General features: G+C 72.3%; 23 protein-coding genes and 2 pseudogenes. 11 read left to right on the top strand and 14 right to left on the bottom strand.

The window, feature by feature from the left end; translation table 11 throughout:
• Positions 1-51 precede the first annotated feature (51 nt).
• A complete protein-coding gene (mdh, locus tag GA0070624_RS33415; protein WP_091347705.1) occupies positions 52-1,002 on the top strand; it encodes a malate dehydrogenase in 951 nt (316 codons plus the stop codon).
• 87 nt (positions 1,003-1,089) lie between these two features.
• On the opposite strand, the gene GA0070624_RS33410 is transcribed toward mdh, so the two are convergent.
• A complete protein-coding gene (locus GA0070624_RS33410; protein ID WP_091347701.1) occupies positions 1,090-1,938 on the bottom strand; it encodes an MBL fold metallo-hydrolase in 849 nt (282 codons plus the stop codon).
• A 160-nt stretch (positions 1,939-2,098) separates the two neighbouring features.
• On the opposite strand from GA0070624_RS33410, the gene GA0070624_RS33405 reads away from it, so the two are divergent.
• On the top strand, positions 2,099-3,316 hold the full coding sequence (locus tag GA0070624_RS33405) for an NADP-dependent isocitrate dehydrogenase (RefSeq protein WP_091347698.1): 1,218 nt from the start codon (positions 2,099-2,101) through the stop codon (positions 3,314-3,316).
• A gap of 322 nt (positions 3,317-3,638) precedes the next feature.
• Here GA0070624_RS33405 and galT read toward each other — a convergent pair whose 3' ends face one another.
• The 4 genes from galT to GA0070624_RS33385 form a co-directional block, all read right to left on the bottom strand.
• Positions 3,639-4,724: a galactose-1-phosphate uridylyltransferase gene (gene galT, locus GA0070624_RS33400; RefSeq protein WP_091347695.1), complete on the bottom strand. Its 1,086-nt coding sequence runs from the start codon at positions 4,722-4,724 to the stop codon at positions 3,639-3,641.
• Complete coding sequence (locus GA0070624_RS33395; protein WP_091350397.1) at positions 4,721-5,518, bottom strand: DeoR/GlpR family DNA-binding transcription regulator; 798 nt, start codon at positions 5,516-5,518, stop codon at positions 4,721-4,723. Before GA0070624_RS33395 ends, galT begins: the two co-directional genes overlap by 4 nt.
• Positions 5,519-5,768: 250 nt before the next feature.
• Positions 5,769-7,298, bottom strand: a complete 1,530-nt coding sequence (cysC, locus tag GA0070624_RS33390; protein WP_091347692.1) for an adenylyl-sulfate kinase — start codon at positions 7,296-7,298, stop codon at positions 5,769-5,771.
• Positions 7,299-7,421: 123 nt separating this feature from the next.
• Positions 7,422-7,979 (bottom strand): DM13 domain-containing protein, encoded by a 558-nt coding sequence (locus GA0070624_RS33385; protein WP_091347689.1) that lies wholly within the window; start codon positions 7,977-7,979, stop codon positions 7,422-7,424.
• Between the two features lie 138 nt (positions 7,980-8,117).
• Between GA0070624_RS33385 and GA0070624_RS33380 the strand changes: the two genes are divergently transcribed.
• From GA0070624_RS33380 to GA0070624_RS33365, 4 genes are read left to right on the top strand one after another with little or no spacing between them, the layout of a single operon-like run.
• Positions 8,118-9,032, top strand: a complete 915-nt coding sequence (locus GA0070624_RS33380) for an ABC transporter ATP-binding protein (RefSeq protein ID WP_091347686.1) — start codon at positions 8,118-8,120, stop codon at positions 9,030-9,032.
• Positions 9,025-9,906: an ABC transporter permease gene (locus GA0070624_RS33375; protein WP_091347683.1), complete on the top strand. Its 882-nt coding sequence runs from the start codon at positions 9,025-9,027 to the stop codon at positions 9,904-9,906. Before GA0070624_RS33380 ends, GA0070624_RS33375 begins: the two co-directional genes overlap by 8 nt.
• Entirely contained in the window at positions 9,903-10,862 is a 960-nt protein-coding gene (locus tag GA0070624_RS33370; RefSeq protein WP_091347678.1) for an ABC transporter ATP-binding protein, read from the top strand. The genes GA0070624_RS33375 and GA0070624_RS33370 overlap by 4 nt, the downstream gene beginning before the upstream one ends.
• Positions 10,862-11,572, top strand: coding sequence for an ABC transporter permease (locus GA0070624_RS33365; RefSeq protein ID WP_091347674.1), 711 nt, complete (start codon positions 10,862-10,864; stop codon positions 11,570-11,572). Before GA0070624_RS33370 ends, GA0070624_RS33365 begins: the two co-directional genes overlap by 1 nt.
• An 11-nt stretch (positions 11,573-11,583) precedes the next feature.
• On the opposite strand, the gene valS is transcribed toward GA0070624_RS33365, so the two are convergent.
• Positions 11,584-14,148, bottom strand: coding sequence for a valine--tRNA ligase (gene valS, locus GA0070624_RS33360; RefSeq protein WP_091350394.1), 2,565 nt, complete (start codon positions 14,146-14,148; stop codon positions 11,584-11,586).
• 63 nt (positions 14,149-14,211) lie between these two features.
• Here valS and GA0070624_RS33355 point away from each other — a divergent pair, with 63 nt between their 5' ends.
• Positions 14,212-14,865: a nitroreductase family protein gene (locus tag GA0070624_RS33355; RefSeq protein WP_091347671.1), complete on the top strand. Its 654-nt coding sequence runs from the start codon at positions 14,212-14,214 to the stop codon at positions 14,863-14,865.
• Positions 14,866-15,088: 223 nt separating this feature from the next.
• On the opposite strand, the gene GA0070624_RS33350 is transcribed toward GA0070624_RS33355, so the two are convergent.
• The 3 genes from GA0070624_RS33350 to GA0070624_RS33340 all read right to left on the bottom strand — a co-directional run bounded on the left by GA0070624_RS33350 (position 15,089) and on the right by GA0070624_RS33340 (position 18,020).
• Positions 15,089-15,619, bottom strand: a complete 531-nt coding sequence (locus GA0070624_RS33350; protein WP_091347667.1) for a methylated-DNA--[protein]-cysteine S-methyltransferase — start codon at positions 15,617-15,619, stop codon at positions 15,089-15,091.
• Positions 15,616-17,145: a DNA-3-methyladenine glycosylase 2 family protein gene (locus GA0070624_RS33345; RefSeq protein ID WP_091350391.1), complete on the bottom strand. Its 1,530-nt coding sequence runs from the start codon at positions 17,143-17,145 to the stop codon at positions 15,616-15,618. Before GA0070624_RS33345 ends, GA0070624_RS33350 begins: the two co-directional genes overlap by 4 nt.
• 89 nt (positions 17,146-17,234) lie before the next feature.
• On the bottom strand, positions 17,235-18,020 hold the full coding sequence (locus GA0070624_RS33340) for an alpha/beta hydrolase (RefSeq protein ID WP_091347662.1): 786 nt from the start codon (positions 18,018-18,020) through the stop codon (positions 17,235-17,237).
• A gap of 162 nt (positions 18,021-18,182) precedes the next feature.
• Here GA0070624_RS33340 and GA0070624_RS36255 point away from each other — a divergent pair, with 162 nt between their 5' ends.
• Positions 18,183-18,671: a hypothetical protein gene (locus GA0070624_RS36255; RefSeq protein ID WP_245719100.1), complete on the top strand. Its 489-nt coding sequence runs from the start codon at positions 18,183-18,185 to the stop codon at positions 18,669-18,671.
• Between the two features lie 188 nt (positions 18,672-18,859).
• On the opposite strand, the pseudogene GA0070624_RS36250 reads toward GA0070624_RS36255, so the two are convergent.
• Positions 18,860-19,678, bottom strand: a pseudogene (locus GA0070624_RS36250) (EamA family transporter); the annotation flags it as partial.
• A gap of 87 nt (positions 19,679-19,765) precedes the next feature.
• Here GA0070624_RS36250 and GA0070624_RS33330 point away from each other — a divergent pair.
• The 3 genes and pseudogenes from GA0070624_RS33330 (at position 19,766) to ychF (ending at position 21,795) form a co-directional block, all read left to right on the top strand.
• A complete protein-coding gene (locus GA0070624_RS33330) occupies positions 19,766-20,263 on the top strand; it encodes a MarR family winged helix-turn-helix transcriptional regulator (RefSeq protein ID WP_091347654.1) in 498 nt (165 codons plus the stop codon).
• A gap of 63 nt (positions 20,264-20,326) precedes the next feature.
• A pseudogene (locus GA0070624_RS33325) lies at positions 20,327-20,563 on the top strand (peptidase E); the annotation flags it as partial.
• 146 nt (positions 20,564-20,709) lie between these two features.
• Positions 20,710-21,795: a redox-regulated ATPase YchF gene (ychF, locus tag GA0070624_RS33320; protein ID WP_091347652.1), complete on the top strand. Its 1,086-nt coding sequence runs from the start codon at positions 20,710-20,712 to the stop codon at positions 21,793-21,795.
• Positions 21,796-21,815: 20 nt separating this feature from the next.
• Here the strand turns inward: ychF and GA0070624_RS36245 are convergent, their stop codons facing one another.
• The 4 genes from GA0070624_RS36245 to GA0070624_RS33300 all read right to left on the bottom strand — a co-directional run bounded on the left by GA0070624_RS36245 (position 21,816) and on the right by GA0070624_RS33300 (position 24,235).
• Positions 21,816-22,172: a hypothetical protein gene (locus GA0070624_RS36245; protein ID WP_245719099.1), complete on the bottom strand. Its 357-nt coding sequence runs from the start codon at positions 22,170-22,172 to the stop codon at positions 21,816-21,818.
• A gap of 31 nt (positions 22,173-22,203) precedes the next feature.
• Entirely contained in the window at positions 22,204-22,995 is a 792-nt protein-coding gene (locus tag GA0070624_RS33310; RefSeq protein WP_091347649.1) for an alpha/beta hydrolase, read from the bottom strand.
• A gap of 393 nt (positions 22,996-23,388) precedes the next feature.
• Positions 23,389-23,652, bottom strand: a complete 264-nt coding sequence (locus tag GA0070624_RS33305; RefSeq protein WP_245719098.1) for a DUF2188 domain-containing protein — start codon at positions 23,650-23,652, stop codon at positions 23,389-23,391.
• Between the two features lie 142 nt (positions 23,653-23,794).
• Positions 23,795-24,235, bottom strand: coding sequence for a hypothetical protein (locus GA0070624_RS33300; RefSeq protein WP_091347646.1), 441 nt, complete (start codon positions 24,233-24,235; stop codon positions 23,795-23,797).
• Between the last annotated feature and the right edge of the window lies 1 nt (position 24,236).

Here is a 24,236-nt window from a genome sequence, read left to right as displayed (position 1 = left end):
GATGGCTGATACGGTCCGGAAAACCGACTGGTATCAGGGAGTGGGACGACCATGGGTAAGAAGGTCACTGTCGTCGGGGCTGGCTTCTACGGCTCCACCACCGCACAGCGCCTGGCCGAGTACGACATCTTCGACACGGTCGTGATCACCGACATCATCGAGGGCAAGCCGGCGGGCATCGCGCTGGACATGAACCAGTCGCGCCCGGTCGAGGGCTTCGAGACCAAGGTCGTCGGCGTCACCACCGGCCGGAACGGCGAGGGCTACGAGGCCATCGAGGGCTCGGACGTCGTCGTCATCACCGCCGGCCTGCCCCGCAAGCCGGGCATGAGCCGGATGGACCTGCTGGAGACGAACGCCAAGATCGTCCGCCAGGTCTCCGAGAACGTCGCCAAGTACGCCCCGAACGCCGTCGTCATCGTCGTCTCCAACCCGCTCGACGAGATGACCGCGCTGGCCCAGAAGGCCACCCAGTTCCCGAAGAACCGGGTGCTCGGCCAGGCCGGCATCCTGGACAGCGCCCGGTTCACCAACTTCGTCGCCGAGGCGCTGAACGTACCGGTCAAGTCGGTGAAGACGCTGACCCTCGGCTCGCACGGCGACACCATGGTGCCGGTCCCGTCGAAGAGCACGGTGGACGGCAAGCCGCTGCGCGAGGTGATGCCGGACGAGCAGATCGAGGACCTGGTCGTCCGGACCCGCAACGGCGGCGCCGAAGTGGTCGCGCTGCTCAAGACCGGTTCGGCGTACTACGCCCCGTCGGCGGCCGCCGCGCGGATGGCCAAGGCCGTCGCGGAGGACTCCGGCGACATCATGCCGGTCTGCGCCTGGGTCGACGGCCAGTACGGCATCTCCGGCGTCTACCTGGGCGTCGAGGCCGAGATCGGCCGGGACGGCGTCAAGCGGATCGTCGAGACCGACTTGGACGCCGACGAGCTGGCCAGCCTGAAGGCGGCGGCCGAGGCCGTCCGGGCCAAGCAGTCCGACGTCGCCAACATGTGACCCCCGACCGAAGGGGCGCGCCGGCATCGCCGGCGTGCCTCTTCGCCGTCTCCGCCTCGTTTGACCCGGTTGATCATGAAGTTGTTGTCACCCGCTCCGGCGTGTCGTGACTACAACTTCATGATCAACCGGGGAAGGGGTGGGCGCGAGGGCGACGAACGGGTCGCCCAGGTGGGGGGTGGCCAGCGTAGCGGGGCCGCGCAGCAGCGCCACGCGCGAGGCGCGCGCCGTCGCCGGGTCCTCCTCGTGGGCGTACGCGAGCTCCGGGTTGACCAGCTGCACGGTGTGCACCAGCAGGTCGCCGGTGAGCAACAGCCGCTCGCCCGCCGCCTCCAGCAGCACCGACTGGTGCCCGACGGTGTGCCCCGGGGTCGGCACCAGCCGTACCTGTGGGGTGATCGCGGCAGCGCCGTCCACCACCCGGAGCTGGCCGGCGGCGCGCAACGGCGCGACCAGGCCGGCCGGCAGACGCGGGTTGATCGTCTCCATCGCGTCGAGCTCGGCCCGCTGCAGGACGTAGGTGGCGTTCGGGAAGTACGGGCGGCCGGGGGTGCCGGTGATCGCCCAGCCAATGTGGTCGCTGTGCAGGTGGGTCAGGACCACCGTGCGGACGTCGGTTGGGTCGATGCCTGCGGCGGCGAGCTCCGCCGGCAGCCGTCCCGGCACCGGTGCCCAGCTCGCGGCGGGGGAGCCGGCCGGCCCGATGCCGGCGTCGACCAGCATGACCGGCCCGTCGCCGTCCCGCAGGGCGAAGCTGCGGAATGGCAACCACCACTGCCCGTCCGCGGTCACCGCGGCGGGGTCACGCCGGTCGGCCTCGCGCCACTGCTCCGCCGTCGCCGCCGGGAACGCCTCCTCACGGGGCTGGAAGAAGGCCCCCTCGCCGTCGGTGAGGGGGGTGACCGTGATAGACCCGAGGGTGCGGCTCAGCGCCATCCGGTGATGGTGTCAGCGTCGGACGCGCCGGACATCCGCTTTTCGTCGGGCGCGGACGGGGCCCGTCCTCGGCCTCGTCGAGGCCGGCTGAGGAGCGCCGGGCAGTTTCCAGTACGCTCGTACTGCTTGAGCATGTGTCCCCCGAGAGGAGCGCCGGCCGATGGCGAAGATCAAGGTAAACAACCCGGTCGTGGAAATCGACGGCGACGAGATGACCCGGATCATCTGGAAGCAGATCCGGGAGCAGCTGATCCTGCCCTACCTCGACGTCGACCTGCACTACTACGACCTGTCGATTCAGCACCGCGACGAGACCGACGACCAGGTCACCGTCGACGCCGCGAACGCCATCAAGCAGCACGGCGTGGGCGTCAAGTGCGCCACCATCACCCCGGACGAGGCCCGGGTCGCGGAGTTCGACCTGAAGAAGATGTGGCGGTCGCCGAACGGCACCATCCGCAACATCCTCGGCGGCGTGGTCTTCCGCGAGCCGATCATCATGTCCAACGTGCCGCGGCTGGTCCCCGGCTGGACCAAGCCGATCATCATCGGCCGGCACGCCCACGGCGACCAGTACAAGGCCACCGACTTCGTCGTCCCCGGCCCCGGCACGGTGACCATCACCTACCAGCCCGCCGACGGCGGCGCCCCGATGGAGATGGAGGTCGCCAAGTTCCCCGGCGGCGGCGTCACCATGGGGATGTACAACTTCGACGACTCGATCCGGGACTTCGCCCGCGCGTCGATGCGCTACGGCCTCGACCGCGGCTACCCGGTCTACCTGTCGACCAAGAACACCATCCTCAAGGCGTACGACGGCCGGTTCAAGGACATCTTCGCCGAGGTGTTCGAGAACGAGTTCAAGTCGGAGTTCGAGGCCGCCGGCATCACCTACGAGCACCGGCTGATCGACGACATGGTCGCCGCCGCGCTCAAGTGGGAGGGTGGCTTCGTCTGGGCCTGCAAGAACTACGACGGTGACGTGCAGTCCGACACCGTCGCGCAGGGCTTCGGCTCGCTGGGCCTGATGACCTCCGTGCTGATGACCCCGGACGGCCGTACGGTCGAGGCGGAGGCGGCGCACGGCACCGTCACCCGGCACTACCGGCAGTGGCAGAAGGGTGAGAAGACCTCGACCAACCCGATCGCGTCGATCTACGCCTGGACCCGGGGTCTGGCCCACCGGGGCAAGCTGGACGGCACCCCGGCGGTCACCGAGTTCGCCAACACCCTGGAGCAGGTCATCGTGGGTACCGTCGAGGGCGGCCAGATGACCAAGGATCTCGCGCTGCTCATCTCGCGCGACGCGCCGTGGCTGACCACCGACGAGTTCATGAACGCGCTCGACGAGAACCTGGCGCGCAAGCTCGCCGCCTGATTCCGTACCGCGTCACCGACCGAGCCCGCCGGCACCCGCCGGCGGGCTCGGTCGTACCTGCCCGGCGCGTCACCGAACGTGCTTCACCTCGTTGACCAGGTTGGACGTGGTGCCAGTCGCGTCCAGGAAGGTTGACCGCGGTCGCCTCGCGGCATGAGCGCCGATCAGCCAACCTTCCCGGCTGTCGCGCACAGCCAGCCGTCCCTTCCCTGCGGGGGGCCCTGTCCCGGGCCCCCGCGCCCTGCTGTCCGAGCAACTCGGCCTGCGGCAGGTGGTTCGGTCCGGATCCGCGGACACCGCGACCTGCCGCAGTCGGAGTCGATCAGCCCCGGGCTGAGGCGGCACGGAGGAGTTCGGCGGCGCGCTCGGGGGCGATGTCGTTGATGAAGACGCCCATGGCGGACTCGGAGCCGGCCAGGTACTTCAGTTTGTCCTTGGCGCGACGGATGCTGAACAGCTGCAGGTGCAGATGCCCCAGCTCGCGGTCGATGCGCACCGGCGCCTGTTGCCAGGCCGCGATGTACGGCATGGGCAGGTCGAACAGGCCGTCGAAGCGGCGCAGCAGGTCCAGGTAGAGCGGTCCGAAGGCGTCCCGCTCGGCGTCGTTCAGCGCCGGGATGTCCGGCACCGGCCGGTGCGGGGCCACGTGCACCTCGAACGGCCAGCGGGCGGCCGCCGGGACGTACGCCGTCCAGTGCTCGTTGCTCGCCACCACCCGGTCCCCGGCGGCCCGCTCGGCGGCGAGCACGTCGGCGTAGAGGTTGCCGCCGGTCCGCTCGGCGTGCCGGCGGGCGGCGGCCAGCAGCGACCGGGTCCGCGGCGTGACGAAGGGGTACGCGTAGATCTGGCCGTGCGGGTGGTGCAGGGTCACGCCGATCTCCACGCCCCGGTTCTCGAAGCAGAAGACCTGCTCCACCCCGGGCAGCTCGCCGAGCGCGGCGGTCCGGTCGGCGAGCGCGTCCAGCACGGTCCGGACGCGGCGCGGCGACAGGCTGGCGAACGAGGCGTTGTGGTCGTCGGTGAAGCAGACCACCTCGCACCGCCCGCGACCCGGCCGGACCGGGGTGAACGGGGTGATCTCGGCCGGCTCCTCGGCGACCCGCTGGCTCAGCGCGGGGAAGCGGTTCTCGAAGACCGCCACGTCGTACTCGGGAGCCGGGATCTCGCTGAGCCGGTCGGCGGTCGACGGGCAGAGCGGGCACTCGTCGACCGGCGGCAGAAAGGTGCGGGTCTGCCGGTGCACCGCGACCGCCACCCACTCGTCGGTGAGCGGGTCGTAGCGGAGCTGGGAGGCGGGCGGCGGCGGGGGCAGCTCACGCCGGTCCGGCTGGTCCCGCACCGCGTCGTCCCGCTCGTCGAAGTAGATCAGCTCGCGGCCGTCGGCCAGCTCGATCCGCGTGCGCTTCACTCCGCCGCCTCCGCCGTGGCCCGCCCCGTGGTTCCCACGATCACCAGCTCACCCACCTTTTCGCCCAGTACCCGACGCGCATCCGGTGCCAACTGGTCATCCGTGATCAGCACGTCCGCGGCGTCCAGCGGGACGATGGAGGAGATCCCCACCGTGCCCCACTTGGTGTGGTCGGCGAGCACGACCAGCCGGTCGGCGGCCGCCACCAGGGCCCGGTCGGTGTCCGCCTCCATCAGGTTCGGCGTGGTGAAGCCGGCCCGTTCGCTGATCCCGTGCACGCCCAGGAAGAGCAGGTCCAGGTGGAGCGCGCCGATCGCCGACACGGCCAGCGGGCCGACCAGCGCGTCCGACGGCGTACGGACGCCGCCGGTGAGCACCACGGTCTGGTCGGGTCGGCCGCCGACGTGCAGGATCTCGGCCACCGGCAGCGAGTTGGTCACCACGGTCAGGCCCGGCACGTCGACCAGGCGACGGGCCAGCTCGGCGGTGGTCGTACCGGCCGACAGGGCGACCGCCCCGCCGGGCCGGACGAGCCGCGCGGCCCGGGTGGCGATCGCGGCCTTCTCCGCCGACTCACGGACGGACTTGGCCCGGAATCCCGGCTCGTCGGTCGAGCCGGCCACCGTCGCCCCGCCGTGCACCTTGGCCAGCAGGCCCTGCTCGTGCAGCGTCTCCAGGTCCCGCCGGATGGTCATGTCCGAGACGCAGAACTCGGCGGCCAGCTCGGTGACCCGCACCCCGCCGGTGGCGCGGACCCGCTCCAGGATGGCCGCCTGCCGCTGCCGCGCCAGCATCCGCCGTACCTCCGGCTCCCGCGACCACGCACCCACGCGGTCGAACGTGTTCCAACAAAGACGAACACTAGCGCTCAGGAGGGCACGACGAAAGGAGCCCGGGGTCGGCGTAGGCGACGGCGACCCGGCCGTGGGCGGCGCAGGGCGACCGCGACCCGGCCGTGGGCGGCGCAGGGTGACGGCGACCCGGCGGTGGGGCGCCGGCGGGTGACGGGTGCCGCGGCCGTGGGCCGGGGGTGGCGGGCCGGGATCAGGCCGGCTGGAGGCGGGGCTCCACCCAGCCGGTCTCGGTCAGGTGGGTCATCACCACCTTGACCGCCTCGTCGACGGTCATGTCGGTGGTGTCCACCACCAGGTCGGCGTCGATCGGCTCCTCGTACGGGTCGTCGATGCCGGTCATCCCGGTGAGCAGGCCGGCCCGGGCCCGGGCGTACAGGCCCTTGCGGTCCCGCTGCTCGCAGACCTCCAGCGGGGTGGCCACGTGCACCAGCAGAAAGCCCGCCCCCGCGGCGTGCGCCATCTCCCGGGCGGTCGCCCGGGCCGCCGCGTACGGGGCGATGGGGCAGCAGATGGCGACGCCCCGGTGCCGGGCGATCTCGGCGGCCACCCAGCTGATCCGGCGGACGTTCATGTCCCGGTCAGCCTTGCTGAACCCGAGCCCGGCGGAGAGCTCCCGGCGCACCACGTCGCCGTCGAGCAGGGTGATGGTGCGGTCGCCGCCCTCGCGCAGCGTGTCGGCCAGGCCCCGGGCGATGGTCGACTTGCCGGAGCCGGAGAGGCCGGTCAGGAAGATCACCAGGCCCCGGTGCCGGCGCGGCGGCCGGGCCCGGGCCAGCTCCTTGGCCACGGCCGGCGGAGTGTGCCACTCGGGCAGCGGGAAGCCCCGGTCCAGCAGGTCGTCGATCTCCGCCTGGCTCAGCGCCAGCCGGCGGTTGCGCGGCGGGATGTCCTCCCGCCAGCGCCACTGCCCGTCCCGGTTGTCGTAGGCCAGCTCCCGGGGCACCAGCACCCGCAGGCCGGCGCCGGAGAGCATCTCGCCCGTGGAGAGGATGTGGGTCACGCCGTACGCGGCGGCGACCCGGGCCCGCAGCAGGGCGTCGCTGATCTCGTCGCGGCGCCGGACCAGCGGCACCGCCACCAGGGTGGCCGGGGGCATCCGGTCGCGGGCGGCGAAGACGCTGCGGACGAGCGCTTCGGACGGCAGCCCGGCGATCGACTCCTCGCCCACCGGGATCATCACCAGCAGGTGCGCGCCGAGCGTGCGGGCGGCGTGTGCGATCTGGGCGAGCTGCGGCCGGTGCAGCGGGCGGTCGGCGAACACCCCGAGCACCCGGCCCGGGGGCAGCAGCGCCCGCACCTCGTCCGGGCCACGGCGCAGCCGCTGGAACGGTCCGTGACCGCCGTCGCCGAGCCGGCGGACCGCCCCGCCCACGCCGACCGTGCCGTCGCGGACCGGCCAGACGTCGATCACGTCCATCGCGGCCACCGGGGCGCCCTCGCCGTCGGTGAGCACCAGCGCCCGGCGCAGCGGATCGTCCAGCTCCAGCCCGTCGGTGAGCGTCGCCGGCACCTGCAGGGTCACCGGTACGGGCCAGGGCGTGCCGTCGGCGAGCTGGCCGCGACGGCTGAGCGAGGCCAGGTCGGCGCGGGTCATGAAGCCGGTCAGCGGGGCGTACGCCCCGGTGAGCAGCAACTCAAGATCGGCCAGCTCACTGATGCGTAGCGCGTACGCCGGTGCGTCCCGCAACACGTCCTCGGGCAGCACCCACCCGTTGCTCATCGAACCCCCAACTCACCGGCCGGCACACAGTTTCTCAGCCCACCGCCGATCGGTCGAGAGCACCACTAAACCTGGCGGTCATCGGCCGTTCGTCCGTCGGTCGACCGGAGGTCGCCGCCGGAGTCAGCCGACGGGGGTCAGTGGGGCCGCGCCGAACGAGACGGCGAACCGCTGGCACCAGATTGCCACGCTGGTCAGCCCGGTCAGGTCGGTCCCGGCCGGGATGTCGTACGCCTGGTCACCCAGGTTGCCCTTGAGCGGACCGAGCTCGACCCGGCGGCCGTCGTCGAAGACGTTCCAGCCGGACCGGCCGGTGCGGACCGGCTGGTCGGTCAGCCAGACCTGAAGATCCGGACCGTTGGAGGTGTCCAGGCCGACCAGCTCCAGCCGATACCGCCCGTCGGCCCCGCGCACGATCCGCGCGGTGCCGCTGGTGTCGTGCTCGTGGGTGACGAAGTCGCCCCGGCTGACCAGGGTCGGTCCGACCGGCGCGGCGGTGCCGGTGGGCGCCGCGGTGCCGGCCGGCGAGGCGGTCACGTCGACCGCCGACAGCTCCTCGCGGACCTCCCTGTCGGTGACCGCCTTCCACGGTTGGAACCACCAGAGCCCGACGGCCGCCCCGGCGGCGAGGACGGCGACGACGACCCAGGTCAGCGGGGTACGCAGCAGACGGGAGATCATGTCCACAGTGTTCCGGGCGGGACCGGCCCGGTCGCCGTCCCCCGGCCTTACGGAACCATTACCCCTAGTGGGGGAATGGGCCAGGATCAGGGGCGCGCCGGATGCCAGGGCGAGCGTCGGCTCCCTACGCTGAGCAGCGTGACACTGATCGCAACCGAGTCGCTGACCAAGACGTATGGAGGTCGGGTCACCGCGCTGGCCGACCTGACAGTCGCGGTCGAGCCGGGGATCATAGGTTTGGTCGGCGCTAACGGCGCCGGCAAGTCCACGTTGATCAAGATCCTGCTCGGCCTGCTCGCCCCGACCAGCGGCCGGGTCCGGGTGCTCGACCTCGACCCGACCACCGACCCGGCGGCGGTCCGCGCCCGGGTCGGCTACATGCCCGAGCACGACGCCCTCCCGCCCGATCTCTCCGCCGCCGAGCTGGTCACCCATCTCGGCCGGATCAGCGGCCTGCCCCGCGCGGTCGCCCGCGAGCGGGCCTCCGAGGCGCTGCGTCACGTCGGCCTCTACGAGGAGCGCTACCGCCCGGTCGGCGGCTACTCGACCGGCATGAAGCAGCGGGTCAAGCTCGCCCAGGCCCTGGTGCACGACCCCGACCTGCTGCTCCTCGACGAGCCGACCAACGGCCTCGACCCGGCCGGGCGCGACGCCATGCTCGCCCTGATCCACCGGATCGGCACCGAGTTCGGCATCTCCGTGCTGGTCTGCTCGCACCTGCTCGGCGAGGTGGAGCGGATCTGCGACACGCTGGTCGCCATCGACGGCGGGCGGCTGCTGCGCGCGGACCGCGTCTCCGCGATGACCTCCGCCACCGACGTGCTCGCGGTCGAGGTCAGCGAGGGTACCGAGGACCTCGCCGCCCGGCTCGCCGCGCTCGACCTGTCGGTGACCCGGGAGGGGCGGATGTTGCTCGTCCCGCTCGCCGACGACGCCACCTACGACCTGATCCTCGGCGCGGTCGCCGAGCTGGACCTGCCGCTGCACCGGCTGGACCAGCGCCGGCACCGGGTGGCCGAACTCTTCGCCACGAGGGAGCCCAGCCATGTCTGAGCCGACCGGTGTCATCCACGACATCGGCTACCAGCGCTACACCGGCCCGCGGCTGGGCCGCGGGCACGTCTTCGGCGCGCTCTACCTGCACGGGCTGCGCACCGCGTTCGGCCTGGGCCGCAGCGCCAAGGCCAAGATCTTCCCCTGGCTGGTGGTCGGCATCGTCACCGTGGTGGCCGCCGCGCTGACCGCGGTACGCACCCAGATCGGCCAGGTCGTCATGACGTACGCCCAGTTCGCCGACGCGATGAGCTGGCTGGTCATCTTCTTCGTCGCGGTGGTCGGGCCGGAGCTGGTCTCCCGCGACCTGCGCAGCGGGGTGCTGCCGCTCTACTTCTCCCGGCCGCTGCCCCGCGCCGACTACGCGCTGGCCAAGCTGCTGGCCCTGATGACCGCGCTCTGGCTGCTGCTCGGCGCACCGCAACTGGTGATGTTCCTCGGTGCCGCGTTCACCACCGACGACGGGATGCGCGGGGTCTGGAACGAGCTGCTCGACCTGCTCCCCGGCCTGCTCTACGCCGGCCTCTGGGCGGTGGTGTTCTCCTCGGTCGGCCTGCTGATCGCCTCGCTCACCGGCAAGCGGGCGTTCGCCGCCGGTGGCATCGTGGCGGCCTTCCTGATGACCACGCCGATCGTCGGCACGCTGTCGATCATGCCCTCCCGGACGGTCAACGAGCTGGCCGGCCTCGGCTCACCCTCGACCATCGTGCAGGGGGTCGGGATCTGGTCGCTGGGCGACCTGCTGGTCACCCGGGAACAGAGCGGGCCGGGGATCGGCGACTTCGGCCCGGTCTACGCCCTCGCCGCCCTGCTGCTGGTGGGCGGTTGCGTCGCCCTGCTGCTGCTGCGATACCGGAAGGTGGCCGCCCGATGACCACGATCAGTGCCGGCCTGGAGGCGGCGGCCCCCACCGCGGCCGCCAGCACCCTCGACCTTGCCGGCGTCTCCCGCTGGTACGGCAACGTGGTGGCGGTCAACGACGTCACCATGCGGCTCGGCCCCGGGGTGACCGGGCTGCTCGGCCCGAACGGCGCCGGCAAGACCACGCTGCTGCACATGATGGCCGGCTTCCTCGCCCCGTCCCGGGGCGCGGTGACCCTGGACGGGGAGCCCACCTGGCGCAACCCGGACATCTACCGGCGGCTCGGCCTGGTCTCCGAGCGGGAGGCCGTGCACGCCTTCCTCACCGCGTACGAGTTCGTGCTGGCCAGCGCGAAGCTGCACCGGTTGCCCGACCCGGAGGCGGCGGCCCGCCGGGCGATCGCGCTGGTCGAGATGGAGGAGGCGCAGGGCCGGCGGATCGGCACGTACTCCAAGGGCATGCGGCAGCGCACCCGGGTGGCCGCCGCGCTGGTGCACGACCCGCAGGTGCTGCTGCTGGACGAGCCGTTCAACGGGATGGACCCGCGGCAGCGGCTGCACATGATGGCGCTGCTGCACCGGCTCGGCGACGCCGGCCGGACCATCCTGTTCAGCTCGCACATCCTCGAGGAGGTCGAGCAGGTCTCCGGCACGGTGCAGGTGATGGTCGCCGGCCGGCTGGCCGCGTCCGGCGACTTCCGTACCATCCGGCGGCTGATGACCAACCGGCCGCACGTCTTCGCGGTCCGCTCCACCGACGACCGTGCGCTGGCCGTCGCGCTGATCGCCGAGTCGTCAGTCACCGGGGTCGAGCTGGGCCGGGACGGGCTCACCGTCCGGGCCGGCGACTACGGCGCCTTCACCCGGGCGCTGCCGAAGATCGCGCTGGCCCGGGGCATCCGGGTCCGCTCGCTGCGGCCCGAGGACGAGTCCCTGGAGAGCGTCTTCTCCTACCTGGTGGAGGCCTGATGTCTACCGTCTCGTGGATCACCGCCCGAGGGCTCTTCGGCCGTCGCCGGTTCCTGCTGCTCTTCCCGCTGCCGGCGCTGCTGCTGGTGCTCGCGGTGACCTCCCGCGCCCTCGGGGTGGACCCGGGCGAGTGGGGGCCGCCGGTGCTGGTCGGGCTGGGCCTGGCCGTGGTGCTGCCGGTGGTCGCGCTGATCGTCGGCACCGGCGTGCTGGGCGCCGAGATCGACGACGGCACGATCGTGCACATCCTGACCAAGCCGCTGCCGCGCTGGCAGATCGTGCTGCCCAAGCTCGCGGTGGCGACCGGGGTCACCGCGGCCACCGTCGCCGTGCCGCTCTACGTCGCGGGCGTGCTCGCCGATTCGGTACGCCTCGGACTGGCGCTCGCCGCCGCCTCCGCGCTCGGCGCGCTCGCGTACTCGGCGCTGTTCCTGGCGCTCAGCCTGGTCACCCGGCGGCCGGTGCTGCTCGGGCTGGTCTACGTGCTGATCTGGGAGGGGCTGCTGGGCAACTTCGTCAGTGGCACCCGGGTGCTCTCCGTCCAGCAGTGGGTGATCGCCCTCGCCGACCGGATGGCCCCCACCGAGCTGCTCTCCGCCACCGTCTCCGTCCCGGTCGCCGCCGTGCTGACCGCCGTCGTCGCCATCTGCTTCACCGTCCTGGCGATCGACCGCCTCCGCTCCTTCTCGGTCGCCGGCGAAACGAGCTGAAGGGGTAAGGCTCAGAAGGCGCAGGCGATGACCAGCTCCGGGGCGCGGTCGGGGAGGAGGTCGAGCTTGGCGATGCGGCCCGCCGCGCGGAGGTCGTCGGCGATCACGGTGAGCCGCTCCAGCAGCGCGGCGGGGCCGAGCGCCTCGGCCAGCGGCACCTCCGCCTTCATGGAGAGCTTCCGCTCCGACTTGGCGCGGCGCACCTGGCTCAGCGCGTCCCCGGCCAGCCGCAGCAGTTCCGGGTCACCGGGGGCCTGCACCGCGCGCCCCACCTCGTACGTCGTGGGCCAGGGCGCGCGGTGCACCGAGCCGTACCGCCACCAGGACCACACCTCCTCGGTCACGAAGGGCAGCACCGGGGCGAAGAGCCGCAACTGCACCGAGAGCGCGGTGGCCAGCGCCGCCCGCGCCGAGTCGGCACCCGACCCGGAGCCGTAGGCGCGTTCCTTCACCAGCTCGATGTAGTCGTCGCAGAACCGCCAGAAGAACGCCTCGGTCGCCATCAGGGCGGCCGTGTGGTCGTACTCGTCGAAGGCGGTGGTCGCGGCCGCGACCACGCCGGAGAGTTCGGCGAGCATGGCGGTGTCCAGCGGCTCGGTCGCCGCGGCGCGCAAGGCGTCCGCGGCGCCCAGCCCCAGGGCGAACTTGGACGCGTTGAGCAGCTTGGTGGCGAGCCGCCGACCGACCTTGATCTGGGCCGGGTCGAAGGCCAGGTCCATCCCGGGCTTGCCGTTGGCCGCCCAGTACCGCACCGCGTCGGAGCCGTGCTGCTCCAGCAGCGCCATCGGGGTGACCACGTTCCCCTTGGACTTGGCCATCTTCTTGTGGTCCGGATCGAGGATCCAGCCGGAGAGCACCGCGTCCCGCCAGGGCAGCACCCCGTGCTCGAGGTGGGAGCGGACGATGGTGGAGAAGAGCCAGGTCCGGATGATGTCGTGCCCCTGCGGGCGCAGGTCCATCGGGAAGACCCGGGCGAACAGGTCCGGGTCGGTCTCCCAGCCGCCGATGATCTGCGGGGTCACCGACGAGGTGGCCCAAGTGTCCAGCACGTCCGGGTCGCCGACGAAGCCGCCCGGGGCGCCGCGCTGCGACTCGTCGAATCCGGGCGGCGGGTCGCTGGACGGGTCGACCGGCAGCATCGCCTCGTCCGGCGTGAGAGGCTGGGACCAGTCCGGCTCGCCAGCGTCGTCGAGCCGGTACCACACCGGCACCGGCACGCCGAAGAACCGCTGCCGGCTGACCAGCCAGTCCCCGGTCAGACCGCGCACCCAGTGGTCGTAGCGGTGCTTCATGTGCTCCGGCACCCAGTGCAGCTCCTCGCCCCGGGCCAGCAGCTCCGCCCGCAACTCGGCGTCCCGGCCGCCGTTGCGCAGGTACCACTGCCGGGTCGAGACGATCTCCAGCGGGCGGTCGCCCCGCTCGTAGAACTTCACCGGGTGGGTGATCGGGCGCGGCTCGCCGACCAGGTCACCGGCGTCGGCCAGCATCTGCACCAGCGTCCGCCGGGCGCCGTTGACCGTCTGCCCGGCCAGCGCCGCGTAGGGCTCGGCGGGCACGCCGGGCGGCGGCTCGGGCAGCAGCCGCCCGTCCCGGCCGATCACCACCCGGGTGTCGAGCTGGAGCTCCCGCCACCAGGTCACGTCGGCCAGGTCGCCGAAGGTGCAGACCATCGCGATGCCGGTGCCCTTGGCCGGGTCCGCCAGCGGGTGCGCGCGCACCGGCACCTCGACCCCGAAGATCGGGGTACGCACCGACGCGCCGACGAGGTCGGCGTACCGCTCGTCGTCGGGGTGGCAGACCAGCGCCACGCAGGCCGGCAGCAGCTCCGGCCGGGTGGTGTCGATCAGCACCTCCCGCCCGCCCGGCCCGGTGAACCGCAGCCGGTAGTACGCCCCCGGCCGCTCCCGATCCTCCAGCTCCGCCTGGGCAACCGCGGTGGCGAACCCGACGTCCCAGAGTGTCGGCGCCTCGGCCTGGTACGCCTCGCCCCGGGCCAGGTTCCGCAGGAACGCCCGCTGCGACGTCGCCCGGGCCATCCACCCGATCGTGGTGTACGTCAGCGACCAGTCCACGGACAGCCCGAGCCGCCGCCAGAGCGCCTCGAAGATCTCCTCGTCGGCGACCGTCAGCAGCTCGCACAGCTCGATGAAGTTGCGCCGGGAGATCGGGGTGGGGTCCTTCCGAGCCGCCTCGCTCACTGGAACGGCGGGCGGCACCCAGGACGGGTCGTACGGCAGGGCCGGGTCGCAGCGCACCCCGTAGACGTTCTGCACCCGACGCTCGGTGGGCAGGCCGTTGTCGTCCCAGCCCATCGGGTAGAAGACCGCGCGGCCGCGCATCCGCTGGAACCGGGCCACCGTGTCGGTGTGGGTGTACGAGAAGACGTGGCCCATGTGCAGCTCGCCGGATACCGTCGGCGGCGGGGTGTCGATCGCGTACACGTCGGCCCGCTCCTTGGTGCGGTCGAACGCGTACGTGTCCTCCTCCTGCCAGCGGCGCGCCCAGGTCTCCTCGAGCCCGTCCAGGGTCGGACGCTCGGGGACGCCGGCGCGGGCCGTCCTCGCCGTATCGGTCATCTGCCGATCGTAGGCAGCGGGCATCGACGTCTCCACGGCTTATCGCCGTGTCACGATGACGAGATGCCGACGCTGCCACTGAGCCCCGACGAGCTGCTCACCACCACCCGGACGGTTCGCAGGCGGCTGGACCTGACCCGCCCGGTGCCGATGGAGCTGGTCCGGGAGTGTCTGGAGATCGCCCTCCAGGCGCCGTCCGGCTCCAACCGGCAGAACTGGCAGTGGATCGTGGTCACCGACCCGGCCAAGCGGGACCTGATCGGCCGGATGTACCAGCGCGCCGTGCACGGCTACCTTGGCGGCGAGGGCTCGGCCGCCCAGCTCTTCGCCGACGACCCGGCCCGGTCCGCAGTGCAGCGCCGGGTGGCGGAGAGCGTGGCCTGGCTCGGCGACCGGATGGGGCAGGTGCCGGTGCTGGTCATCCCCTGCATCCAGCTGGACTCCGGCGGCGAGCTGCCCGCCGGAAACCAGGCCGGGCTCTGGGGGTCGGTGCTGCCGGCCGCGTGGAGCTACATGCTCGCCGCCCGGGCCCGCGGCCTGGGCACCGCCTGGACCACCCTGCACCTCGTGTACGAGGCGGAGGCGGCGGAGCTGCTCGGCCTCCCGGAGAACGTCCGGCAGGGCGCGCTGATCCCGACCGCGTACCACATCGGGGAGAGCTTCCGGTCGGCGGAGCGGCAGCCGCTCGACGAGGTGCTGCACATCGACGGGTGGTGAGCCCGGCCACCTGCCAACCGGCGTCCGCCAGACGGATCCGCCGGTGCCCGTGTGGTGTGAGCCGGGGATCCTGCGCGTCAATCGTCACGGAGGCGACCACCGCGAAGAGTCATATGACTCTCCGGCATATTTATGACCGAGAGTCATATGGCCCACGAGCACAACATTTGCCTCCCCGTGCCCGCCCGCGCGTCCCGGCGGAGCCTGCACCGGCAGCACTGGATCAGCGAGTCGCGCCACCGGCGGTGAAGTCCCGCCGCTCGTGATCAAGCAGCCACTTCTTCACATCCAGCCCCCACCGGTAGCCGCCGAGGGTCCCGTCGATGCGCAACACCCGATGGCAGGGGACGAAGAGGGCCGCGGCGTTGCGGGCGCAGGCCGCCGCGGCGGCGCGGACCGCCGCCGGCCGGCCGGCCAGCCCGGCGAAACCGGTGTACGTCACCGGCTCGCCCGGCTTCACCTCGCGCAGCACCCGCCAGGCGTGGCTGAGGAACTCGCCGCCGCTGTGCTGCTCCACCGGCACCCCGTCGATCGCGGTCAGGTCGCCGGCCAGGTAGGAGCGGACGGCGACGGTCACCGGGCCGAGGTCGGGCCGGTCTCGCAGGTCGCCGCGGAGACTCGGGTGGATCAGCGGCAGCAGGCCCTCCGGCGCGGCGGTGAAGCCGGCCGCCCGGACCACGCCGTCGGGGCCGGTCAGGATGCTCAGCGGTCCGGTAGGCGTCTCGATGACGGTGCTGTCCAGTGTGGTGTTCATGCTGCTCTCCAGAGTCGGATCACCGCGTAGGACCGCCAGGGGCGCCAGCGGTCGGCGTACGCGTCAAGGGTCTTCGGGTCGTCGGGCAGGCGGAGCGCGGCCGCGCCCCGGCGTACGGCGAGGTCGGTGGGGAGGAAGACGTCCGGGTCGCCGAGGGCCCGCATCGCCACGTAGCCGGCGGTCCAGGGCCCGATCCCGGGCAGGGCAGTCAGCCGCCGCACGGCCTCCTCCCGGTCCCCGCCGGGATCGAGATCGAGCTCGCCGTCGGCCACCGCCCGCGCCACCGCCCGAATCGTCTCCCGCCGCGCCCCCGGCATCCCGAACGCCGAGTCCGGCAACCCGAGCACCTCCCCGGCACTGACGAACCCCCGCAGCCTGACCTCAGCCGAGCCCCGCCCCCGCTCGCGTTGATCATGAAGTTGTTGTCCGGACACGCCGTCTTCGATGGCAATAACTTCATGATCGTCGGGGCCGGGCTCGGGGTGGTCGGGGGTGGTCGTCCGGAGGAGGCGGGTGAGGGTGGTACGGGCGGACTGGAGGGAGACCTGTTGGGTGGTGATGGCGCGGAGGGCCATCTCGAAGCCGTCCACCGCGCGGGGCAGGCGTACTCCCGGTTCGGCCGCGACGGCTTTGGCGAGGGCCGGGTCCTCCGCCAGGGTCTGGTCGATGGCCACGGGGTCGGCGTCGAGGTCGAGCAGGCGGCGGCAGCGGGCCACCGCGGGGGCCAGGTCGCGCATGTCGGCCAGGCGCAGGGTCGCCGCGACATACCCGTCGGCCGGGGTCAGCGCGACCTCGCCGGCCCCGTGCGGCAGCCGCAACCCCCGGCGGTACGTCCCGTCGCGGACCTCCTCCACCCCGGGCAGCGCCCGTACGGCGAGGAAGTCCAGCAGCGCCGCCGCGTGCAACGGCGGCCGGTACGCCAGCCGCAACGTGATCGTGCCCGCCCCGCCAGCCACCGGTCGCCCTCCTCGGGTGGCCCGAAGTTCGGACGGGGCGGTCCCGTACACCTCCCGGACCGTGTCGTTGAACTGCCGGACGCTGCCGAAGCCGGCGGCGAACGCGATCTCGGCCATGCCCAGGCCGGTGGTCTCGATGAGGATCCGGGCGGTCTGGGCGCGCTGGGCGCGGGCCAGCGCGAGCGGCCCGGCGCCCATCTCGGCGCGCAACATCCGGTGCAGGTGCCGCTCGGTGTAGCCGAGCCGGGCAGCCAACCCCGGTACGCCGTCCCGGTCCACGACCCCGTCGGCGATCAGCCGCATGGCCCGCCCGACCACGTCCGCCCGCACGTCCCACTGCGGCGATCCGGGGGCGGCGTCGGGGCGGCAGCGCCGGCAGGCGCGCAGCCCGGCTCCTTGCGCCGCCGCCGCGGACGGGAAGAAACGTACGTTCTGCCGCTTCGGCGTCATTGCCGGGCAGGACGGCCGGCAGTAGATCCCGGTCGAGGTCACGCCCGTGTAGAACCAGCCGTCGAACCGCTGGTCGCGGCTGTCGACGGCCCGGTAGCACCGTTCGAAGTCCAACTCCACGCCACCGATGATGCCCCGCACCCAGCGGGCCCGGCTGGCGGGAATCGGACGTGGGCGTACGGGGTCGACCGCAGACCCCGGAAGCCGGCCTATCTCGCGTTCGCCAGCGCCCAGGCGAGAACGTCGTCGGCGATCTGCTCCCAGCCCTGCTGGGCGGGGAGCAGGTGCGGGTAGCCCGGGTACTCCCGGATCTCGGTCACCGCGTTCGACCGGTAGTGCGCGGCGTTGGACCGCTGCACGCTGGGCGGCATGAGGTGGTCCTCGCCGCCGGAGACGAACAGCAGCGGAGCCCGGTCGTCGTTGTGGTAGTCGACCCAGGTGTGCTGATGGCCCGGCCGGAAGTTGGCGAGGAGGCTGCCCCAGAAGATCGTCGCGGACGCCGGGACGTGGTAGCGCTGATACAGCGCCAGGGACTCCTCCTCGCTGAACGTGTTGGTGAAGGCGTACCGCCACTGCTCGGGGGAGTAGCCGATCGCCCCGGCCGGGTTGTCCAGGACGGGGAAGGCCGCCTTTAGCTGCGTGGGTGGGGTCACCTTGACGCCCTCGGTCGGGGCGGAGTTGAGGGCGACTCCGGCCGCGCCGAGCCCGTGGTCGAGCAGGATCTGGGTGAACGCGCCGCCGGCCGAGTGCCCCATGATGATCGGCGGTGTCGGCAGCTCGCGGATCACCGCCTCGAGGTGGCGGATGATGTCGGGCACGGTGAGCCGCTCGACCGGGGAGGGGTCGGCGTTCAGCGTCTCGACCCCGACCTCAAAACCGGGGTAGGTCGGCGTGAGGACACGGAAGCCCTGTCCCTCGTAGCGAGCCTTCCAGTTCTCCCAGCTCCGGGGCGTCACCCAGAAGCCGTGGATGAGCACGATGGTGTCGGGTCTCATCGCACCCCCTCCGACCTGGCCCGTCCTGCCGGAGCCTATCCACGTTCCACCCGCCGCCGATGCCGTCCGCTGAAATCGCCGTCCCCGGTGGATTCCGCCACCTTCGAAAGTGTCGGTAGTGGTCGGTACCGTCCGGCCACCAACTCAAGAAGGGGTGCGGCGATGGCGAGCGTGGCGGGTCGGGAAGCGGCGTCGACGCGGGACGGGCACCCCCCGCCGGACGTGGTCCAGGGTTTCTACCGGCGGATGCGCGCGGTGGCGCCGGCCGCGGTCGGCGCGATCGAACGGGACCGGGCCGACGACCCGGGCCGCGCCTTCGCCGACACCGCCTGCGGCCGGCTGGCCCGCTCGCTCGACGACGACGGGCTCCGCGCGCTCGGCATGTGGGCGCACCACTGGTGCATGCGGTTCTACGACGACGACACTCGGGTGGGCCTGCGACTGGTCCGGGAGATCGCCGGCCGCTCCGGTCTGGGGTGGACGGCCGACGAGGTGCGCTGGCTGCTCGACCAGTCGGACGCGGCCGGTCCGGCCGCCACCGGCCGGTTCATCCTGCCGGTGGCCGCGGCCGGCGAGCTGCCGCACGGCGCCCGGCCGGAGATCGGTACGCCCGGCTCGGAGACCGACCGGCGCCGGCTGCTCGCCGGATGACCGAGCCGCCCGCCCGCGCCGGCATGCTGACCGAGCTGCGCGCTCGTTCCGGCAAGCTGATCGAGCCGCCCGCCCGCGCCGGCATGCTGACCGGGCTGCCCGCCCGCGCCGGCCTTCTGACCTGACTGCGCGTCCGCGCTCGGCTGTCGGGCGGAGGGCGGAGAGAGTTGGCCGACCACCATCGCGGCGACGGCGACGGCGAAGCCGGCGAGCTGCACCGGGCTGAGCGCCTCGCCCAGCACCAGCCAGCCGAGTGCGGCGGCGGTCAACGGGCTCAGCGCGCCGAGCACCGACACCTGGGTCAGCGGCAGCCGAGCAGCGCCCCGGAACCAGAGCGCGTACGCCAGGGCGGTGCCGACCAGGCCGAGCCAGGCGTACCCGAGCAGGGCCGGCCCGTCCGGTGCGGGCGGCGCGCCCTCGACCGCGGCGGCGAGCGGCACGATCATCAGGCCGCCGGCGACGAGCTGCCAGCTCGTCGCGGCGAGGGTGCCGATCCCGGCGGACCGCCCCCAGCGGCGGGTGAGCACCAGCCCGGTGGCCATCGCGACGGTGCCGGCAACCCCGGCCGCGACGCCGAGCGGATCGACCGCCGCGCCGGGGCGGAGCACCACCAGGGCCACTCCCATCGGCGCGGCCAGCGCGGCGAGCAGCACGGGCCGGCGGGGCCGCTGTCCGAGGGCGACCACGGTGAGCGCGGCGACCAGGAGCGGCTGAGCCGCGCCCAGCACGGCGGCGGTCCCGCCCGGCAGCCGGTACGCGGCGGCGAAGAGCAGCGGGAAGAACGCGCCGATGTTGAGCGCGCCGAGCAGGGCGGCCCGCCACCACCAGATGCCGTGCGGTCGGCGTCGGGTCAGTGCGAGCAGCAGCAGCCCGGCCGGCAGCGCCCGGAGCACGCCGGACCAGAGCGGCCGGTCGGTCGGCAGCAGCTCGGAGGTGACCAGGTAGGTGGTGCCCCACGCGGTCGGGGCGGTTGCGGTCAGCGCCACGTCGGTCCAGCGTTGGTTCATCACATTCCTCTCGTCCCTAAGTATCTTAGCGCTAAGCTAATCAGTGTCGAGCGAAAGGGGAAGTGCCAGGTGCGGCACAATCCAGGGGTGGCAACGGACGACGTGGACGTCATCGTCGAGCAGTGGCGGCGGGAGCGGGCCGGGATGCGGCCCGAGCCGATGGCTGTGTTCGGCCGGATCTACCGATTGGCCCGGCTGGTCGGCGACAGCCAGGAGACGGTGTACGCCGACTGGGGGATCAGCCGGGGCGACTTCGACGTGCTCGCCGCGCTGCGCCGCTCCGGCGAGCCGTACACCCTGGCGCCGAAGGCGCTCGCCGCCGGGCTGATGCTCACCTCCGGCGGGATGACCGGCCGGCTCGACCGGCTGGAACGGGCCGGGCTGGTCCGGCGTACCCCGGACCCGGCGGACCGGCGCGGGCTGCGGGTCAGCCTCACCGACGATGGCCGGCGCGTGGTGGAGGAGTCGGTCGAGGCGGGGCTCGCCGTGCAGCGGCGGATCCTCGACGCGCTGCCGCCGGAGGACCAGGAGCGCCTGGCCGACCTGCTGCGTACGCTGCTCGCCGCCGCCGAATCGCGGGCCTGAGCGGCCGCGCCACGTCCGCCGCCGGGCTGCGCGGGCCTGAGCGCCACGTCCGCCGGCGAGGCGCACTACGACAGCGAGGAGCAGCGGGGCCCGCTGATGCACGAGTTTGTCGGCAACGGCACCCTCCCGACGAGCCACTGCACTGACGACGGGGTGGGGCTGGTCTACCGGGGCACCCGCCTGGTCGAGGCGGTCGCGGACCACGAGGGCGTCGCGGCGTACGAGGTCAGCCGCGCCGAGCACGGCAGCGTCCGGGAGACCCGGATCGAGCCCCGGCTGCTCACGGCTCAGCCGGCCTGATCCTGGCGGCGTCGTACGGCGTCGGAGACCTGGGCCAGCTCGGCCGCGTCCTCCCCGGCATGGTGGGTGTCCCTTTTCCCAGCCGGGCCGGCTCCGTCGGGCCTGCCTGCCCGGGGCCGGGGGTCACCGGCGTAAGCTGGCTCGTCGTGAGTCTCACCATCGGCATCGTCGGCCTGCCCAACGTCGGCAAGAGCACCCTGTTCAACGCGCTGACCAAGAACGACGTGCTCGCGGCGAACTACCCGTTCGCCACCATCGAGCCGAACGTCGGCGTGGTCGGGCTGCCGGACGAGCGGCTGGACCAGCTCGCGGAGATCTTCTCCTCGCAGAAGCTGCTGCCGGCGCCGGTGTCGTTCGTCGACATCGCCGGCCTGGTCCGGGGCGCCTCGAAGGGGCAGGGCCGGGGCAACGCGTTCCTGGCGAACATCCGCGACGCCTCGGCGATCTGCCAGGTGGTGCGCGCCTTCTCCGACCCGAACGTGGTGCACGTCGACGGCAAGGTCTCCCCGGCCGACGACATCGAGACGATCAACACCGAGCTGATCCTGGCCGACCTCCAGACCCTCGAGAAGGCGCTGCCCCGGCTGGAGAAGGAGGCCAAGCTCCGTAAGGACCGGGGCGCCGCCCTGACCGCGGCCAAGCAGGCGGTCGAGGTCCTGGACAAGGGCATCACCCTGTACGCCGGCGCGGCGGCCGCGAAGATCGAGCTGGAGCACCTGCGGGAGCTGCACCTGCTCACCACCAAGCCCTTCCTCTACGTCTTCAACGTCGACGAGGCCGAGCTGGCCAACCCCGAGTTCCTCGACGAGCTGCGGGCGCTGGTCGCCCCGGCCGAGGCGGTCTTCATGGACGCGAAGATCGAGTCCGAGCTGGTGGACCTGCCCGAGGAGGAGGCCCGCGAGCTGCTGGAGTCGATCGGGCAGTCCGAGCGGGGCTTGGACCAGCTCGTCCGGGTCGGCTTCCGCACGCTCGGGCTCCAGACGTACCTGACGGCGGGCCCCAAGGAGGCGCGGGCCTGGACCGTCCCGATCGGCGCGACCGCGCCCGAGGCCGCGGGCGTCATCCACTCCGACTTCCAGCGCGGCTTCATCAAGGCCGAGGTGGTTTCCTACGACGACCTGGTCGCGGCCGGATCGATGGCGGCGGCGAAGGCCGCCGGCAAGGTCCGGATCGAGGGCAAGGAGTACGTCATGCAGGACGGGGACGTGGTGGAGTTCCGCTTCAACGTCTGAATCCGGCCTGTTCTCCCTGGTCAGGCGGTTGTGCCCTCGGTTTGGGGCACACCGGGGGCACAGCCCCATGCCTCGTCGACCGCGCGGCGGGTGCGCTCCTCCGAGTCCGGCATCAGGTGCCCGTACGTCGACAGGACCAGGGTCGCGTTCTCGTGCCCCAGCCGCTCTGCGACCACGATGACCTTGGACTGCGGCGCGAACTGCCACTCGATGCGCACCAGACGCGCGGCGAAGTCGAGCGGTCCGAGTGCCGACGGCTGGACGGCGGGGCCGGCCTCCTTGCGGGAGGCCGTGCCCCAGCCGAACGAGTAGCGGCGTCCGGGCGGATCGAAGGTGGGGTCGGTGAGCAGGCGCCATCCGGCCGCCTCGATCAGCACGGTCGGCCCGCCGATGTGGGTCAGCCGGGCCTCACCGGGCGTGCCGCAGCGCCCAGTCGAGTGCCGTGTCGGCGACCTGTTCCCAGCCGGGCTCGACGCAGGTCCAGTGCGATCGGCCGGGGAACTCGATGTAGTCGGTGATCGTGCCTTCGCCCTTGTAGTGGTGGGCGTTGGACTTGTTCACCGACGGCGGCAGGACGTGGTCGGACCCTCCGGCGATGAACAGCAGCGGCGCCCGGTCGGCGTTGCGGAAGTCGACCCAGGTGTCCTGCTTGCCGGGTTGGAGATTGGCCAGCAGGCCGTCCCACACCCAGCTGCCGGGCGTCGGGATGGCGTACCGGTCGTAGGCGGCCTTCGAGTCCTCGGCCGACAGGTTGTTGGTGAACGCGTAGTGCCACTGTTCGGGTGTGAGACCCACGGCCTGATGGCGCTTGGCCGGGTTGTTGAGGACCGGGAACAGCGACTTGATCTGCGACGGCGGCGTGACCAGGATGCCTTCCGGCGGCGCGGAGTCGATGACGACACCGGCGGCGCCGTGCCCGCGGTCGAGCAGCAGCTGGGTGAAGGCCCCGCCGAACGAGTGCCCGATGAGGATTGGCTTCTCGTCCAGGCTGGTGACGACCTTCTCCAGGTGGGCGAGGGTCTCCGGCACGGTGACCGTGGCGATCGGTGTCGGGTCGGCGCGCAGCGCCTCCACCTCGACGTCGAAGCCCGGGTACGCGGGCGTAAGCACCCGGTGGCCCTTGCTCTCGTAGTACGGGACCCAGTGTTCCCAGCTGCGCGGGGTGAGCCAGAGGCCGTGGATGAGGACGATGGTGCTCACTTGGTATCCCTTCAGGGTTGATACTACGAGACGTAGTAAATACTACCGGGCGTCGTAGAAGGGCCGGCAGGGGGGTCCCGAACTCCAGCAGGTCGCGGCCGAGCTGGTCCTTGTGCGCTTCGGTGATGTCCGTCCCGGGTGATCGGACTGCTCGCGCTTGCCGCCTTGACGCCGGCGATGCTCCACCGCGCGCCGATCGTCGCCGCCACCGCCGCAACCCTCGTCCTGGCCGGCGTTGCGGCGTGGGACGCAATACGCGAGCGGAGACACCCAGGCGAGGCGCCCTCGCCACCGCGCTAGGGCGCGAGACCAGCAGGTCGCCCGAGAGCGCGGGACCAAACAAGATCGGCCCCCGACCGCGTTTCTGCTGGTCAGGGGCCGTTCTCTCGCTGCTCAGCCCTTGATCTGGCGAGGGTCGCGGCTACGGGGGTAGGTGTTCTTCTCGCTTATGGTGCCGTCTTGCTTCTTGATCACGTGTTCGACGTCGCGCTCACTGGCCATCTGTCGGCCCGTTGCTTCCGCTTCTGCCTTGGTGTCGTGCACCGTGCTCGCGCGCTGGTTTCCCTCAGGACGGTTCTTCCACTGCCCATCCTCGTTGTACGTCTCGATGTCGCCCTTCGCCATGTCGTGGCCTCCCTTGTCGGCGTGGTCGGTCACGAATATCTGCCCCAGCCGATTTGCCCCCCAAACCTCCGCCGCACCGCTCCGCCAACAACCGCGGTCGAAGAAGCGACGCGTCGGCGAGAGTAAGCACATTCCTCGCCGGGGGACAGGAGCACGATGCCCGCCGAGACCGTCGTTAGGGACGGCCTCCTGGATCTCGGCGGCGAGCGTGGCGTCGTTTGAGGATGGCCTCCCCCCACTGGTGGTGATTTTGGACTGCGCGCTCGAACGTGCCGGCGGGCAGCGACCAAGCCGCATCCCGGGGCTCGCCGAGTCGGCTCAGCGCGGGCGGAATGACGTCCATCCAACTGAACAGGCCGCCTCGTTTCATCCATCGCTGATGCAGTGCTCGTCCCGCCTCGGTGTGCCAGTAGCGATCGGCCTCGGCATCGGCGCCGATGAGGCCGGCGGCGACCAGGCGGGGCACGGCCCGGGTGAACTCCGCCTCAGTCAGGATGTCGTGATTGATGCCGTCGGCCTTGGTGATGATCTGGGCGAGCGTGTAGCCGTCGTCAGGGCCGGTTCCCTCGATGGAGGAGAAGACCCAGGCGTCCGACCCGGTCCATTGCGCCGCCACA

It is taken from the genome of Micromonospora rhizosphaerae (assembly GCF_900091465.1).
Taxonomy (GTDB): domain Bacteria; phylum Actinomycetota; class Actinomycetes; order Mycobacteriales; family Micromonosporaceae; genus Micromonospora; species Micromonospora rhizosphaerae.
This window is presented reverse-complemented; position numbering and strand designations above follow the sequence as displayed.